Origin of the sequence: Marinomonas sp. PE14-40, assembly GCF_051623805.1 — a bacterium.
In the GTDB taxonomy this organism is placed as follows: Bacteria; Pseudomonadota; Gammaproteobacteria; order Pseudomonadales; family Marinomonadaceae; genus Marinomonas.
This window is the reverse complement of the sequence record NZ_CP130700.1, coordinates 2922770-2939612: the sequence shown is the minus strand read 5'-3', so window position 1 is coordinate 2939612 and position 16843 is coordinate 2922770. Positions and strand designations below refer to the sequence as shown.

At 41.5% G+C, this 16843-nt stretch carries 13 protein-coding genes; 6 read left to right on the top strand and 7 right to left on the bottom strand.

Annotated elements, in window-relative coordinates; all coding sequences use genetic code 11:
• Positions 1 to 87: 87 nt before the first annotated feature.
• From Q0A08_RS13710 to Q0A08_RS13695, 4 genes are all read right to left on the bottom strand, one after another.
• Positions 88 to 1086 (bottom strand): alpha/beta hydrolase, encoded by a 999-nt coding sequence (locus Q0A08_RS13710; RefSeq protein WP_438462084.1) that lies wholly within the window; start codon positions 1084 to 1086, stop codon positions 88 to 90.
• A gap of 50 nt (positions 1087 to 1136) precedes the next feature.
• Entirely contained in the window at positions 1137 to 1427 is a 291-nt protein-coding gene (locus tag Q0A08_RS13705) for an HlyU family transcriptional regulator (protein ID WP_438462083.1), read from the bottom strand.
• Between the two features lie 167 nt (positions 1428 to 1594).
• The gene (locus Q0A08_RS13700; RefSeq protein ID WP_438462082.1) at positions 1595 to 2812 is read right to left on the bottom strand and encodes an aspartate aminotransferase family protein; all 1218 of its coding nucleotides are present in this window, start codon (positions 2810 to 2812) and stop codon (positions 1595 to 1597) included.
• A 51-nt stretch (positions 2813 to 2863) separates the two neighbouring features.
• Positions 2864 to 7678 carry an NAD-glutamate dehydrogenase gene (locus tag Q0A08_RS13695; protein ID WP_438462081.1) on the bottom strand — a complete coding sequence of 1605 codons (4815 nt, stop codon included), beginning with the start codon at positions 7676 to 7678 and terminating at the stop codon, positions 2864 to 2866.
• 292 nt (positions 7679 to 7970) lie between these two features.
• Here Q0A08_RS13695 and Q0A08_RS13690 point away from each other — a divergent pair, with 292 nt between their 5' ends.
• The 6 genes from Q0A08_RS13690 (at position 7971) to ppnN (ending at position 13848) form a co-directional block, all read left to right on the top strand.
• Positions 7971 to 9047: a GlxA family transcriptional regulator gene (locus Q0A08_RS13690; RefSeq protein ID WP_438467643.1), complete on the top strand. Its 1077-nt coding sequence runs from the start codon at positions 7971 to 7973 to the stop codon at positions 9045 to 9047.
• A 136-nt stretch (positions 9048 to 9183) separates the two neighbouring features.
• Positions 9184 to 9954, top strand: a complete 771-nt coding sequence (locus tag Q0A08_RS13685; RefSeq protein ID WP_438462080.1) for an ABC transporter ATP-binding protein — start codon at positions 9184 to 9186, stop codon at positions 9952 to 9954.
• Positions 9955 to 10040: 86 nt separating this feature from the next.
• On the top strand, positions 10041 to 10796 hold the full coding sequence (locus Q0A08_RS13680; RefSeq protein WP_438462079.1) for a transporter substrate-binding domain-containing protein: 756 nt from the start codon (positions 10041 to 10043) through the stop codon (positions 10794 to 10796).
• A gap of 112 nt (positions 10797 to 10908) precedes the next feature.
• Positions 10909 to 11598 carry an ABC transporter permease gene (locus Q0A08_RS13675; protein WP_438462078.1) on the top strand — a complete coding sequence of 230 codons (690 nt, stop codon included), beginning with the start codon at positions 10909 to 10911 and terminating at the stop codon, positions 11596 to 11598.
• A gap of 1 nt (position 11599) precedes the next feature.
• A complete protein-coding gene (locus Q0A08_RS13670) occupies positions 11600 to 12310 on the top strand; it encodes an ABC transporter permease (protein WP_438462077.1) in 711 nt (236 codons plus the stop codon).
• 167 nt (positions 12311 to 12477) lie between these two features.
• Positions 12478 to 13848 carry a nucleotide 5'-monophosphate nucleosidase PpnN gene (gene ppnN / locus Q0A08_RS13665; protein ID WP_438462076.1) on the top strand — a complete coding sequence of 457 codons (1371 nt, stop codon included), beginning with the start codon at positions 12478 to 12480 and terminating at the stop codon, positions 13846 to 13848.
• Between the two features lie 85 nt (positions 13849 to 13933).
• Here the strand turns inward: ppnN and glsB are convergent, their stop codons facing one another.
• The 3 genes from glsB to tdh all read right to left on the bottom strand — a co-directional run bounded on the left by glsB (position 13934) and on the right by tdh (position 16839).
• On the bottom strand, positions 13934 to 14842 hold the full coding sequence (gene glsB, locus Q0A08_RS13660; protein ID WP_438462075.1) for a glutaminase B: 909 nt from the start codon (positions 14840 to 14842) through the stop codon (positions 13934 to 13936).
• Between the two features lie 73 nt (positions 14843 to 14915).
• Positions 14916 to 15743, bottom strand: a complete 828-nt coding sequence (gene nudC, locus Q0A08_RS13655) for an NAD(+) diphosphatase (RefSeq protein ID WP_438462074.1) — start codon at positions 15741 to 15743, stop codon at positions 14916 to 14918.
• Positions 15744 to 15813: 70 nt separating this feature from the next.
• Complete coding sequence (tdh, locus tag Q0A08_RS13650; protein ID WP_438462073.1) at positions 15814 to 16839, bottom strand: L-threonine 3-dehydrogenase; 1026 nt, start codon at positions 16837 to 16839, stop codon at positions 15814 to 15816.
• Positions 16840 to 16843: the final 4 nt, after the last annotated feature.

The following is a 16843-nucleotide window of genomic DNA, read 5'->3' as shown; positions in this document are numbered from 1 at the left end:
CCTATAAATTTAATAATACAAAACAATCAGATAACGTTAGTTTAACTGGAAATAAATGTGCTTGCTTGAGTTTATTTATAACTAGGCTCATTTTTCAAAATTAATGAAATTGGAAGTTAACCAGTGTTTAATTTTGTCTAAATAGGTTAATCGAACCTCAAGCGGTGATAAGTAAATATCATGAAATCCTTTGTCTATAACGGCAATGTCTAATTCTGTAAAAATAAGTTTTGCCTTAGCTTCCATGTTTTCGACATCGAGTACACCATCACCTTGTCTAATTTCGGTCAAATTTTGGCTTTGATAAGTACTCTTTGAAGATCGGCATAATAAGGTGGGGATGTCACATTGGGTTTGTAAGCAACGTGCTTGTTCTTGAATGATGTTTTTAACCCAATTGAATGATAAAGGAGAACCCTGACTAGGCTTCCAATCTAATCGATAATGCCATTCACCTGCTAGACTTTTATGTAGTGTTTGGGCATAAAGGGTGGCAGTCTTTGCAGGCAAACTTATATGACTGAGCGTCTTACTGATCACTTTATATAAAGGTAAACGCCACTTTTCTTCGCTTAATGGCATAGGTAGGCTTAAAAAAGGGCTATTGAGTATTAAGCCGATAACTTCTACAGGTTGTGAGCCTGACGTGTATTGGCTTGATATATAGCGACTGACAATCAGACCGCCAGTCGAATGGCCAAGAATGATGCAGCGTTTCACGCCTTTAGTAGCCATTGTATTTAGGCAGGCATCTAGGTCGTGGTAATAATTTGAGAATTGATTTCTATTATGATCTGCCTGAAATGGGCGAATGGATCTGCCATAACCATGTAAATCCACAGCATAAAAATCACAGCCTAGTTCGGAGAAAAAACCAGCTAACTCTGCTTGGTAAAAATAATCTGTGTAACCGTGAACATAGAGAATCGCAATGGCTTCGGGCTGGGGTTTAGCCTTGGCTTGATAATGCACTAAGGTACAAATTTGCTGCCCGGTTGAATTAAGGGTGATTGCCTTAAATTCAGCGCCCAAAATATCATCTTTTTCACTGATAATGGGGTTAGCTTTTACTATATCGATATCCATAAATAGCTCACTTATAGACAGAATAATTTTTGTACCTTAGCTTTGTATATTTAGCTGAAAATACGCTCACCCTGTTGGTCTATCATCATTTTTGCCTTACGTAGAGTAATGCTAATGCACTCTTCTCTATTTGGAATCAGATCTGAACGAATGAAGTTGTGAGTTTTAACTTCATCTTCACTAACGGTTTGAGTAATAGTGGCAGCCACTCGAAATTGTCCACCTTCTGACATAGGGGCAGGGATGATGTTAAAGCCTTTATATTCAACCGCTTCTTCTGCTTTCACTTCAGCTGCGTTAGATGCACTAAATAAACTTTTGATGCCAGAAAAAATGCCCATGAGTCTCTCTTATTGATAAGGTAAAATAATGATGATTTAAGCCTAACATACTTTATTGTCATACAAGGAGTTTCCAAGAGGCAATAAAAAGTTAGTAGGATAAAATTTGCTTAATAAAAAAACCCAACCTGCAAAACAGATTGGGTTTTTTAATTCAGATCGAAAAATTAAGCGTTTTCTGCAATCACAGCAGCAACCGCTTTTTCGAATCTTGCTAGACCTTCTTTAATATCTTCTTCAGGGATAATTAGAGAAGGTGCAAAACGTACAACATTAGGGCCAGCTACAAGAATGAAAAGACCTTCTTTCGCTGCTGCCTTGATGAAAAGGGCTGCTTTGCCAGCAAAAGCGTCAACCACTTCAGCTCCAACTAAAAGGCCCATGCCACGTACTTCTTTGAAAAGGTTATACTTTTCGTTGATTGCACTAAGGCCTTCAACGAAAAGCTGACGACGTTTCTCAACACCTTCTAACACTTCAGGTGTATCTACAATATCGATAACCGCTTCTGCAATAGCGCAAGCCATAGGGTTACCGCCATAGGTACTACCGTGAGTACCAAAAGCCAGACTTTTAGCTGCTTTTTCAGTTGCTAGCATAGCGCCAACAGGGAAACCGTTGCCCAATGCTTTAGCTGATGTTAGAACATCTGGTTTAACACCTAGTTGCTCGTAAGCGAAGAAAGTACCTGTACGGCCAACACCTGATTGAACTTCATCAAATACAAGTAGTGCGTTGTGCTCATCACATAGTTCACGTACTTGTTTAGCAAATTCAACGTCAGCTGGGATGATACCGCCTTCACCTTGAATGGGTTCCATTACAACCGCACAAGTGCGATCAGAGATTAGCGCTTTTAGCTGATCAATGTTGTTGTAGTCACAGTGGCTAATGCCGCCTGGAGTAGGTTCGAAACCTTCTTTGTATTTCGCTTGGCCACCCACAGATACAGTGAAAAGGGTACGACCGTGGAAAGACTTGTTAAAAGCAATGATTTCGTGCTTTTGTTCACCATAGTGATCAAATGCATAACGACGTACTAGTTTGAAAGCCGCTTCATTTGCTTCACCGCCACTGTTGCAGAAGAAGACTCTGTCAGCGAAGGTTTTTTCAGTTAATTTTTTAGCTAAACGTAGTGCTGGTTCGTTAGTCATTACGTTTGCAAGGTGCCAAATTTGACCCGCTTGTTGGCGCATAACGTCAACAAGTTTCGGATGCGAATGGCCCAATGCTGTTACTGCAATGCCGCCTGCAAAATCAATGTATTCATTGTTTTCGGTATCCCACACTCGAGAGCCCTCACCACGCACAGGGATGACAGCGGAAGGTGCATAGTTTGGTACCATTACTTCGTCAAATGTTGCTCTCGTTACTTGTTCAGTCACTATATTTACCTCGTAAAATTGGCCACCGGAAGTCCGGTGGCCTAGTCAGTTTTAGATTAAGTTTCTTAACTCCCGGATTGCTACCGATACCATTGCTAGTGTCAGTTCAGTTTCCGCTTTAATTTCGTTAAAGGTTACCTGATAGTGTTTGATATTATCACCGTTCAGCTCATGCCAGTGTTCTAGACGAGCGCCAAGGTCATTGATATCTGTACTAGACTGGATAACTTCTTGAGTTAATGTTCTTAAACTATTATCGATTTCATCACCTAGGCCAGATTTAGCCTTACGTTGCCACACATCATCAGTATTCAGGTTGTGAACACTGTTACGTAGCCAATGTAGGTCTAAGTTCATTTCTAGGGCAAAATAAGTTTGTGCTACATCAATCACTTCTTTCTGCGTATTAGCAGCAACACGGATAATGTCTAGTCCGTAGAAATGGTATTGAAGTCCTGCAACCTGTTGTGCAATAACATCAGGGATGCCTTGCTCAGTTAAGCCGCTGACAACGCTTTGCAAATGATCTTGGCTTGTTTGAGTCAAGATAGAGTCGATTTGCTGGCGTATAATCTCAACACCTGGACGATAAGTATCGGTTAACTTCTGAATCGAAAGTTCTTCACGTGTGTTACGTAGTAACCAAAGCGTCGCTTTTTCAAGCAGAGCTTGAACACTGATTAGAAGCTTAGATTGCAATGCATTATCAATCTCAAAGTCCAGCTCATTGATTGCATCCCATAAAGCAGGGATAGAGAAGATATTCTCTGCTGCCATATAAGCACGAACTAGGTTTAGCGCAGAGGCACTGGTTTCTTCTTGTACATAAGTACTGAATGTTGGGCCCATACGGTTACCAATATTATTGGTAACATGACCCGCTACAATTTCTTGTGCTAGCGGGTGGCTTGCCATGTGCTCGCCAAAACGTTCTGTTAATGGTTTCGGGAAGTAAGCGTGAATTTCTTTTACCAAATCCGCATCTTCACCAATACCATCATCAACCAATTGCTCAGATAGTTTGATTTTTGAGTAAGCCAAAAGTACTGAAATCTCAGGGCGAGTTAAGCCTTGTCCTTGGTTCATACGTTTCTTGATTTTAGACACGCTTGGCAAGAATTCGATTTCACGGTTTAGGCGACCTTCACGGACTAATGACATCATTAGACGTTGATGATCAGCAACTCTTTCTACTGCTTGAGAGTTTGCAAGCGAAAGTACATGGCTTTGACCTTGGTTATGGTGCAGTACAAGTGCGCCAACTTCATCTGTCATTTCAGCCAGTAATTTATTACGTTGCTTCTCTGTCATATCGCCATCTTCGACAATACGGTTAAGTAGAATTTTAATATTTACTTCGTGGTCGGAGCTATCAACGCCTGCTGAGTTATCAATGGCGTCAGTGCTCATTAGTCCGCCACTTTGTGCGAACTCGATACGGCCAAGTTGAGTAAGTCCCAAGTTACCGCCTTCACCAACAACACGACAGCGTAGTTCGTTACCATTAACGCGTAATGCGTTGTTACCGCTATCACCTACTTCTGCATGTGTTTCGCTCTCAGACTTAACATAAGTACCGATACCACCGTTCCAAAGTAGATCTACTTTAGATTTCAAGATGGCAGAGATTAAGTCCATAGGCGCCATGGCTTTTACATTGCCTTCGATGCTTAGGGCTTTGCGAATGTCTGCATTCAATGGGATTGATTTAGCAGAACGGTTGAAGATGCCACCGCCTTTAGAGATCAATTCCTTATTGTAATCTTCCCAAGATGAACGAGGTAGATTAAACATACGCTCACGTTCAACAAAAGAGGTTGCAGAATCTGGTGTTGGGTCAATGAAGATATGCATATGGTTAAAGGCTGCCACTAGGCGAATATGCTTAGATAACAGCATGCCATTACCAAATACATCACCTGCCATGTCACCGATACCAACAACGGTAAAGTCAGTGTTTTGGCAATCTAGACCAGTCTCTTGGAACTGACGTTTAACAGATTCCCAAGCACCGCGAGCAGTGATACCCATTTTCTTATGGTCATAACCGTTAGAACCACCAGAAGCGAAAGCGTCGCCTAACCAGAAACCATATTTCTCAGAAATGCTGTTGGCTAAGTCAGAGAAGGTCGCCGTTCCTTTATCGGCTGCAACAACTAGGTATGGATCATCTTCATCAAAACGTTGTACAGATGTAGGTGGCACAACTTGGTTTTGAACTAGGTTATCTGTGATATCTAAAAGACCACTGATGAAAGTGGTGTAACAGCGAATGACTTCAGCTTGAACTTCATCACGAGAAGCAAACTTCTTAAGCTGTTTGGCAACAAAGCCCCCTTTTGCACCGGCAGGTACAATCACGGCGTTTTTAACCATTTGTGCTTTTACTAGACCGAGTACTTCGGTACGGAAATCTTCCATACGGTCAGACCAGCGTAGACCACCACGAGCGACTTTACCGCCACGCATGTGGACACCTTCAACCCAAGGTGCGTATACAAAGATCTCAAACTTAGGACGAGGTAGTGGAACCGCAGGAATTTGATTAGGATCCAGTTTGAAGGATACATAATCTTTGATCGCGCCATTTTCGTCAGCTTGGTAGAAGTTGGTACGTAACATAGCGTGAATAACAGACAAGAAGTGCTTCAAGATTCTGTCTTCGTCTAGGTTAGCAACCTGATCTAGTGCTTCTTCAATCTTCTCTTGAAGCTTCTCGCACTTAGCGTCGCGGTTAGCATCTAGCGCTGGGTTGAATTTCTGTTCGAACAGTTGAACCAGAAGACGAGCAATACTAGAGTTTTTCTCAAGCGTCTGTTGCATATAAGACAGTGAGAAAGGTACTTGTAATTGAATCAAGTACTTGGTGATTGCACGCAACATGGTGACCTGACGCCAAGTCAGAGAGGCTTCAAGTACCAGTGCGTTAAATCTATCGTTTTCAACACGACGTTTAATAATTTGGTTGAAAGCGTCTTGGAAAGCTTCGCGCTGTGCTTTCTGTTCTAGGTTGATGTTCTCATCAACTGAGATAGCAAACTCAACGACCCAAGTATTGGTTTCTTGTTGGTCAAGTTCGTATGGTCTTGCTTCTAGAACACGCAGACCCATGCATTCCAAGATAGGCAATACGTCAGAAAGAACCAGAGAAGTACCCGTACCGTATACTTTAAAGAAATGAGCGCCTTTTCTTTGACCAACCTGACGATACAGGTGAGTGGCAATTGCGCCTTCCTCTGTCAAAGTGTCTAAGCGTTCGATATCAAGTACCGCTGTGTTGTGAGAGAAATCTTCACGGTAAGCTGCTGGTAAGTGCGGCGCATACTTATGGAATAACTGGTTACCTGCTTCTTCACCATGGTAGGTATGAAGCGCATCAAGCAGTTTGTCATCCCATGAACTCATCGCGTCTTGCATCTTGCGTTGAATTTCATTTTCAATCACAAGGTCAAGGTCGTTATCTTTTGTGGTTTGGATTGTGAAGTTAACACGCGCCAAAACCATTTGAGAGAACTGAACATTGAACTCTGCGCTAGTACCGTCACAAGACTCCATTAGGATCTCTTGTAGTTTGTATCTTAGCTCAGTGTTGTATCTGTCACGAGGAACGTAAACAATGGCGTTGATAAAACGACCATATAAGTCTTTACGTAAGAATAGACGCAATTGACGGCGTTCTTGAATAGCCAAGATATCGATAATTGTTTCTTTTAGCTCTTCAGCAGATGCTTGTAGCATCTCATCACGCGGGTAGCTGTTAAGGATGTGCTTAAGGTTTTTACCCTTGTGGCTATCAGGGTGAAGCTCAGTGCTCTTAACAATTTTCTCTAACTTTTTGCTTAGTAGTGGAATGTCTTGTAAACGAGCAACATACGCAGCAGAGGAATAAAGACCAAAGAAGCGCCACTCACCAATGACTTCACCTTTAGCATTGAAACGTTTGATGCCTAGGTAATCTAAGTGAGCTGGACGGTGAACTGTCGAAAGAGCAGTCGACTTAGTTAGAACCAGAAGATTTGTGTTGTTTACGGCAAGCTTAGTAAGCTTCTCGTTAAGAACGATATGCTTTTTCGATTTTTCTTTTTTATTCTCGCGGAAAGTACCTAAACCTGAGTTAGGAACTAAGCTTAAATGCGCTGCATCACCTTTAACTTCAAGGTCGTATGAGCGAAAACCAATAAAAGTGAAGTGGTTATTGGCAATCCAGCGTAAGAAATCGATATTTTCTTTGTGCTCAGGGTCGTTTTTCAAATGTTTAACTTTTGCCGACTCTGCAATGATTTCTTTCATGCGATCTTGCATGGATGGCCAATCATCAACGGTATTTTTCACATCAGCCAAGGTGTTTAGTAAGGCAGAAGCCGTTGCTTCGAATGTGCTTGAGTCAGATTGACGATCAATTTCAAAACGCATCAAAGATTCGTTTTTAGCGTTTGCTGATTTTTCAAGTAGGCCTGTTACTTCACCGCTTTTGTTACGAGCTAGGTTTAACAAAGGATGTGAAGTTTTGTGAATAGTGTGGCCAAGACGAGCAATTGCCATATTCAAAGAAGAAACAAGGAATGGCATGTCATCAGTTAGAATTTCAATAACTGTATGGGTTGAGTGCCAGCTATGCTCTTCGTAATTTGGGTTGTAAACACGAATTGAAGGTGTGTTCGATTTACGTTGTTTTATAAAGTCCCAAAGGCAAAGAATGGTGCCATATAAATTTTCAATTGGCTCACTGACCATATCTTCAGTGAGTGAATCCTGAAAGTATAATTGAGCGAGATGAACAAGGTTCTCAGCTTCTTTGGCTGAATGATTTTCCTTTAGTTCTAGTTTGACTCGATTAATTAACTCTGTCTTTTGGTTATGCGTCATTTGGAACTCATCCTCGAGAGTGGTGTTCTTTTAATGCTAATTGTAGTTATAAGAATGAAAAAGCGTTGTTTCAGGACTATTATCGATTATTAATAAAACTTTCCTCCTTCGAAAGGTGTTAAATTTCAGATTAGCGACATTTTGTTCTTGAATTGGGACAAGGTTGGTAAATAAGGCTTGAACCCTATTCAAAAACCCTTTGTTATCCATTCTATCGGAAATAAAACACTAATAAACGCACTTATCACAGGATAATAATTTGTACGAGCGCGGTTTTGCATCAAGAGAACTCATGCAGGCAAGTGGCAAGCCTCAAAAGTATGGTTTTTTATTACTACCACACTTTTCAATGCTCGCCTTTTCGTCGGCTATTGAGACCCTTCATATGGCTAATTGGATTAGTGGTAAGGACCTTTATCGCTTCTGTACAATCAGTCCAGATCAAGGGCCATCTCGAGACAAAACGACAGGGCAAAACTTGCCTGACGCAAAATGCAAAGAAGTGGTTTCGAGTGTGGGGGCTGTCACTGTCGCTGATTATGTTTTGTCTGATGCACCATCGGATCTTGATGCGGTATTTATTTGTGGTGCATCACCTGCCATGCCAGAAGAAAATTTAATGCTAGAGGCTTGGCTAAAGCGTCTCTCCAAACGTAAAATAGCCCTAGGTGGTATTTGTACAGGAAGTTACTTACTTGCTCAGGCGGGTCTTTTAGACGGCTATCGAGCGACGATTCATTGGTGGAGTATCACTAATTTAAGAGAAACTTTTCCCAATACCATAGTCTCAAATCATCTTTTTGAAGTAGATAGGGACAGATTTACCTGTAGTGGTGGCACCGCCTCTATGGATATGATGTTATTCCTCATTGGTAAGCAACATGGAATGAAGCTAGCGGGTAGTATCTCTGAGCAGTTTGTGTGTGAACGCATACGTACCAATGAAGATCCTCAACGTATTCCATTACAAATTCGACTAGGTACAAGTCAACCAAAATTGGTTGAAGCTGTGCAATTGATGGAAGCAAATATTCAAGAGCCTTTGTCTCCAGATGATATTGCCTTTCATGTAGGTGTCTCAAGAAGGCATCTAGAGAGGCTCTTTAAAAACAACTTGAATAACGTGCCATCACGATATTATTTAGAATTAAGATTAAATCACGCTAAGCAATTACTCACTCAGACAGATAAGCCAATTGTGCAAGTGGGTACTGAATGTGGTTTTTCATCAGCCCCTCATTTTAGTACAACCTATAAAGGCTTTTTTGACTTAACACCAAGGGAAGAGCGTAAGCAATCTGTGCCGACAGAAAGGGTAAATGAGTCCGCTGACAGGAAAAAGCGCCAATTATGGCAAAAAAAGTTTTGAAATTTGGCCTGAATAGATGATCATGGCGCAATTATTTCAAATTAGAAAAAAGATATATAACTAATAACTATAAATACAAGAAACTTGATACGAGTCTCTTAAGAATAATAACTCATTCGAGAAAAGGGTATAACACATGTCAAAAGTCCCAGCGCTAGAGCTGAATGATATTCATAAAACCTTTGGCGATGCCGAAGTCTTAAAAGGTATTTCATTAAAGGCCTATGATGGCGACGTTATTTCGATTTTGGGCTCTAGTGGATCCGGCAAAAGTACCTTTTTGCGCTGTATCAACCTATTGGAAAACCCGACTAAGGGCGAGATTATTTTCAATGGTGAAAAGCTTGGTTTAGAAAACGGTAAGGGGCCAGATCTGTACCCAACAGATATGGGACAACTTACTCGTATGAGACAGCAAGTCGGCTTTGTTTTCCAAAGTTTTAACCTTTGGCCACACATGACAATTTTAGAAAATGTGATGGAAGGGCCGTTAAATGTCCTTAAACGACCTAAAAAGGAAGTAATGGAATATTGCGACCACTTACTAAATAAAGTGGGTATTGCCGATAAAAAACATATGTATCCAAGCCAATTGTCAGGTGGCCAGCAGCAACGTGTTGCGATTGCTCGTACCTTGGCAATGGACCCTCAGGTAATTCTGTTTGATGAACCAACATCAGCGCTTGATCCTGAGTTAGTGGGAGAGGTTTTGGGTGTTATGCGTGGACTGGCTGATGAAGGCCGTACCATGTTAATTGTGACGCACGAAATGAACTTTGCAAAAGAGGTATCTAGTGAAGTGGTGTTCTTACACCAAGGTCTAGTTGAAGAAAAAGGGACGCCACAAAAAGTATTTGAAGCGCCAGAATCAGAACGTTGTAAGGCGTTTATTTCAAGTACTTTTTAAATTTCAACAGACATACAAATTTGAAGAAGTTATTTCTTTAGAGTTTGATAAAATAAAATAATTACAATCATTAAAAGGGTTAAATCATGAAACTTAAAAAACTTGCTCTAGGCTCAGCACTAGTATTAGGTGCTGCTCTTACTTCTGTATCAAGTGTTGCTGCCGATAAAGTTCGCCTTGCGACAGAAGGTGCTTGGGCGCCATTTAACTTCATTGATTCAGCTGGTAAACCACAGGGTTTTGACGTTGATATTGCTTGGGCACTTTGTGCAAAAATGAAAGCAGATTGTGAAGTAGTTACTCAGGATTGGGATGGTCTTATTCCTGGTCTTAAAGTTCGTAAATTCGATGCTATCATCGCGTCTATGTCTATTACAGAAGAGCGTTTGAAAGTAGTTGATTTTACTAACAAATACTACTCTGGTGGCTTACGCTTCCTAGGCCTTAAAGGTGAAGCATTTAATGTTGCTGATCTTAAGGGCAAAGTAATTGGTGCACAGCGTGCTACTTTGGGTGCTCAGTATCTAGAAGACAACTTTGCTGATCTAGCAACATTGAAATTCTACGATAACCAAGACAATGTTTATCTTGATCTAGTTTCTGGTCGTCTAGATGTTGTTTTGTCTGACGAACTACCTACTTTTGACTGGTTGAAAACATCAGGAAATGGCGACAAGTTTGAATTTAAGGGTGATGCATTCTTGAAAGAAGACAACATTGCGATCGCTGTTCGTAAAGGCGATAAACTGAAAAACAAGCTGAACAAAGCTTTGGATGAAATTTTAGCTGATGGTACTTACCAGAAAATTAATGCTAAATACTTCCCGTTCTCTATCTATTAATTTATCCGTTTAACGTATAAATAAGATGGTGTCAGAAGGCTCAAACCTGCGAGTTTGAGTCTTCGTTTCCTTGTACATCTCGAACATTCAGAGATCGACCTGAGAACAAAATATGATTGATCTATCCGGATTCGGAAACCAGTTACTCATTGGTGCAGCTGTTACGATTGAATTGGCGTTAGCCTCTCTCGCAGTTGGGCTGGTATTGGGCTTACTTGGTGCATCTGCAAAGCTATCTTCGATTAAGACTTTGCAATGGATTGCTAATGGTTATACCACCATAATTCGTGGTATTCCTGAACTGTTAACCGTCCTTATTATTTATTTTGGTGCGACCACAGTACTTATGGCTGTAGCGGGTTTATTTGGCTACGACGAATACATTGAAATTGGTCCTTTTGCAGCAGGTGTTACCGCCTTAGGTTTAACATTTGGTGCTTATGCCACTGAAGTCTTTCGTGGTGCGCTACAGTCTATTCCTAAGGGGCAAAATGAAGCTGCTGTCGCTTTAGGAATGGGGCGAGTTCGTACCTTTTATCGTATTATTTTGCCGCAAGTATGGCGCATGGCGTTGCCTGGTCTTGGTAACCTATTTTTAGTATTGCTCAAAGATACTGCTTTGGTATCTGTGGTTGGACTAGACGATATTATGCGTAAGGCAAATATTGCGGTGAGCAGTACCAAAGAGCCATTTTTATTCTATTCAGCCGCAGCGGTTCTTTATTTGGGCCTAACCATAGTCTCTATGGCTGTTGTTTATTTCTTAGAAAAACGCGCAAACCGCGGTATTAAGAGGGCTTAAGATGGATTTCTCAGTAATTGTTGAGTACTTTCCAAGATTAATGCAGGGTACCTGGGTTAGCTTGCAATTAATTGCTTTGTCAGTGGTGTTAGGTGGAATATTTGCCTTACCGATTGCTTTGGCAAGGATCTCTAAAAACCCACTTATTAGTGGTTTACCGTTCGCCTATATTTTCTTCTTTAGAGGAACGCCGTTACTGGTGCAGATATTTCTGGTGTACTACGGTGCTTCACAGTTTGAAGTGGTGCGAGAGAGCTTTTTATGGCCGATTCTAAGAGAGCCTTTCTGGTGTGCCATTATCGCCTTTACCCTTAATACATCGGCTTATACCGCTGAAATATTCCGTGGTGCGATTCAAGCAATTCCAGTAGGTGAAGTTGAAGCCTGTAAAGTTGTTGGTATGACTAAGGTGCAAATGTACCGTCGTATTCTGTTACCAAGAGCTTTCGGTATTGTGTTACCTGCATACGGTAATGAAATCATTTTGATGCTTAAAGGGAGTGCGCTAGCGAGTACTATCACTATTCTTGATTTGACAGGAATGGCGCGTACTATCATAGCGAGAACCTATACGCCGATCGAAATATTCTTGGCGGCAGGTGTTATCTACTTGGTGATTAGTATGGTGGTGATTGCGATTTTCAAACAAGTTGAAAAACGTCAGAACCGCTATTTAGGGCCAAATCCAGTGAAGTTACCAGACGATGTCTGATAAAACACACTAATTGATAACAGACTGTTATTTAAATAAGGGCTTTAGAGTGATCTGAAGCCCTTTTTTTATGTTAAGAAAAGTGCACTTGGCTTGCTAAATAAGTAAAAGGGAACCAGTATTAATAAAGCAAAGACAATAACTTAGGAAGAGTAAGGAGGACGATCATGCAGTATGAAGATCGTGTTGATGCGCTAGTAGCACCTAAAGGCGCATTGGAAATGTTATCTCAAGATGAAATCGCTCGTATATCTGAAGACTCGAGCCAACTCCATGAGCTATTTCGTCGTTGTTCTTTAGCCATACTTAATTGTGGTAGTGATTCAGATGATCCTCAAGCCGTATTAGAGGAGTTTCATGACTTTCAAATATCAATTGTCCAACAAGAGCGTGGTGTAAAACTTCAGTTGGTCAATGCTCCAAGTAGTGCGTTTGTTGATGGAAAAATGATACAAAGCGTTCGTGAAATGCTTTTTTGTGTTTTAAGAGACATCATTTTCACCCATCATGAATATGACCTTGAGAGCTCGCTCGAGAATGCTTCTTCGGACAAAATTACCAACACAGTATTTAACCTATTACGTAATGCGAATGTGTTTAGACGTTCGCCAGAGCCAGACCTGATTGTTTGTTGGGGCGGTCACTCAATTGCGCGTCACGAATATGATTACACTAAAGTAGTTGGGCATGAGTTGGGTTTGAGAGAGCTTAATATTTGTACTGGTTGTGGACCCGGTGCTATGAAAGGGCCTATGAAGGGTGCGGCCATCGCTCATACTAAACAGCGTATAACGGATGGTGTTTATTTGGGCTTAACTGAGCCAGGTATTATTGCGGCTGAGTCACCTAACCCTATTGTTAACCAATTAGTTATTCTGCCTGATATCGAAAAACGTCTTGAAGCTTTTGTGCGCGCAGGACATGGCATTATCGTGTTTCCAGGTGGTGCGGGTACTGCAGAAGAAATTTTATATTTATTGGGTATTTTATTGCACCCAAATAATAAAGATGTGCCTTTCCCGTTAGTCTTTACTGGGCCAAAAGAAAGTGCGGCTTACTTCGAGCAGATAGATGAGTTTATCGGCACTGTTTTAGGTAAGGAAGCGCAGAATAAATATCAAATCATTATTGACGATCCTGTTGCTGTTGCACGAACGATGAAAGAGCAGATGGAGGATGTAAGGGGGTTCCGTAAGAAGCATCATGATGCGTTTTATTATAACTGGAAGTTGTTTATTCCTGAGGCATTCCAGCACCCATTTGAACCAACCCATGAAAAAGTCGCGGCTTTGAATTTGCACTTTGATCAAGAGTTACATGATCTGGCTTCAAACTTGCGCCGTGCTTTTTCTTCTATTGTGGCTGGTAATGTGAAGGCGCAGGGTGTGGCTTATATTAAAGCTCATGGGCCGTTTGAAATTCATGGCGATAAAGCCTTGTTAGCCAAGTTAGATGCTTTACTTAAAGCCTTTGTTGAGCAACAGCGTATGAAGTTGCCGGGTACTGAGTATATCCCATGTTATAAAGTCATTACTTAAAATGTAAAAAGAGATAAAGAAAGGGCCTCAAGCTTACGCTTGAGGCCCTTTTTAATTGGCGCTCGCTTTTGAAATATTGAGGCGATTAAAAAACAGACCAACCAATTTTTTGCGATAAGGTTTCTAGTGCTGCCATACCGGCTAATGAGTTTCCAGCTTTATTGAGCTCTGGTGACCAAACACAGACAGAGAATTGATCGGGGACAATGGCAACTATGCCACCTCCTACACCACTTTTTCCAGGTAAGCCTACTCTGTAAGCAAAGTTACCTGCTTCGTCATAGAGTCCGCTCGTTGCCATCAATGCATTGACTTGTTTAGTTTCTTGTTCAGTGAGAACTTGTTCGTCACTATGGCGACAATAGCCCTTGTTCGCTAAAAAGCTAAAGGCTTTGGCAAGGTCAACACAGCTCATGCGTATGGCACAGTTACTAAAATAACTCCTGAGTACTTCTTCTACATCATTATCAAAGTTATCGAACGATTTCATCAGATAAGCCATGGCAGCATTACGAGAACGAAACTCATATTCTGAATTCGCAACCTTGTGGTCAGATTGAACTTCTTGGTTACCAGATAAACGCCTTATAAAGGTTTTCATAGCATAATGAGGTGATACAAAGCGAGATTGGTTCATATCACTTACTACAAGTGCACCAGCATTGATAAAAGGGTTTCTTGGTACACCTGCTTCGTACTCAAGTTGGACCAAAGAGTTGAAGGGCTGGCCTGATGGTTCGCGGCCAACCTTGTCCCACATACCAGCACCAAAGTGTTTCATTGATAGCGTTAGGCTAAAAACCTTAGAAATACTTTGTATGGAAAAGTTTGTGGTCGCATCGCCTATGGTAAAAAGCTCACCTTTGTTGCTGTAGATAGCAATACCAAACTGCTTTGCTGAAACTTTAGCGAGAGCGGGAATATAGTCGGCTACTTTGCCTTGGCCAATAAGGGGAAGGGCAAGTGCTTGTATTTCTTTTAATATCTGGTCCATACCTTGTCTCTATAATGCTGTCGAAGTGCGCCAGCATTATAGATGAGCAAGAGTTGAGAATGAAATGCTTCTTTTAACGGTTAGTATTCGATTTCATCTGTTTGATATGATTGACAATGATTTGTCCGGAAATGGTGGCTGTCGGCGGGATCTGAGGCAGTTTATCGATATGAAACCAATCAGCTTCTTCTATCTCTCCAGGCGCTGGGGTGATTTCACCAGAATCATATTCTGCTAAGAACCCTGTCATGAGTTGATGAGGGAAAGACCAAGGCTGGCTTGAATGGTAGGTGACATTTTTCACCTTAATTCCGACTTCTTCTTCTACCTCACGGGCAACCGCCTGCTCTAATGTTTCGCCAGCTTCAACAAAGCCTGCAATGTTAGAGTAACGGCCTGGAGGAGATAGGGTGCCACGGGCTAACAGTATGCTGTCTCCTTTCCTAATTGAAACTATGATGCAGGGTGAAATACGTGGGTAGCTTCTATGATTGCATTTAGGGCAAATTTTGGTGTGCTCTCTATCGTGCTTGCTTTTCAGTGGTGTACTGCAGCGAGAGCAGTATTGGTGATCTTTGTCCCAAGTAGCGAGTTGTCTAGCGCGGCTAATGAGTAAGTAGCTGGCTTCATCTTGATTAAATAGCAACTCTCTCAAATCTATTTCTATAAACCCTTTAGGTACTTTAGTTAAAATACAAACAAACAGGTCTTGCTGCTGCCATTGGCCACAATATACGGCGTTAGTCCCGGCATCTGGTTGAAAGTCATAGAGGCTGTGTTGGTATTTTTCTTTACCTGGCGTTTGCTCTGCATGATGGATGAGAACGTTACCTTTGTGCAGTAATAAAAAGATGGCATCTTGGTGTGGGCTAGGGTGAGTCTGGGTACCAATCTCTAACATTAAATCTTCCTTAGCGTGCATTATCCGAAACAGTTGCTGTAAGGTTTACAGCAACTGTTTTTGGTTATAATTACTGCCAGTCTAAGATTATTTTTCCCGACTTACCAGATGCCATAGCATCAAAGCCAGCTTGGAAATCATTAATGCTATAGTGGTGAGTAATGATAGGGCTAATATCAAGACCTGATTGCAACATGGCAACCATTTTGTACCAGGTTTCAAACATTTCTCGGCCGTAAATGCCTTTAATGTTGAGGCCTTTAAATATCACTTGATTCCAATCTATCACCGTATCCTTACTCGGAATACCTAGCATAGCGATATTGCCGCCATGATTTAGTACTTCAAGCATGTTATTAAGTGCCTGACCATTGCCTGACATTTCTAAACCAACATCAAACCCTTCTGTCATACCTAAATCTAGCATGACATCGCTTAAGGCTTCTTTGCTGACATTAACTGTGCGAGTGGCGCCTAGCTCTTTAGCGAGGGAGAGTCTGTAGTCATTGATATCTGTGATCACAACATTGCGAGCACCTACATGACGGCAAATTGCCGCTGCCATAGCGCCAATTGGACCTGCACCTGTAATCAGAACATCTTCACCGACGAGATCAAAAGATAGGGCTGTGTGCACCGCATTACCAAAAGGGTCTAAAATGGAGGCCATATCATCAGATACGCCATCTGGAATTTTGAAAGCATTGCTAGCTGGAATGACTAGGTACTCAGCAAAGGCGCCAGTACGATTAACGCCAACGCCTACCGTCTCACGACATAGGTGGCGGCGGCCTGCTCGACAATTACGGCAATGTCCACAGGTAATATGGCCTTCGCCAGATACTCTATCGCCAATATTAAAGCCAGATACTTCAGGACCTATCTCTGCTATTTCACCAACAAACTCATGGCCAACTGTCATAGGCACTGGGATGGTGTTTTGAGCCCAGTCATCCCAGTGATAAATGTGCATATCTGTGCCACAAATCGCCGTTTTTTTGATTTTAATGAGAACATCATTGTGTCCACATTGAGGTCTTTCGGATTCAGTCATCCAAATACCTGGTTTGTTTTGTGTTTTGGCTAAGGTTTTCATCTTT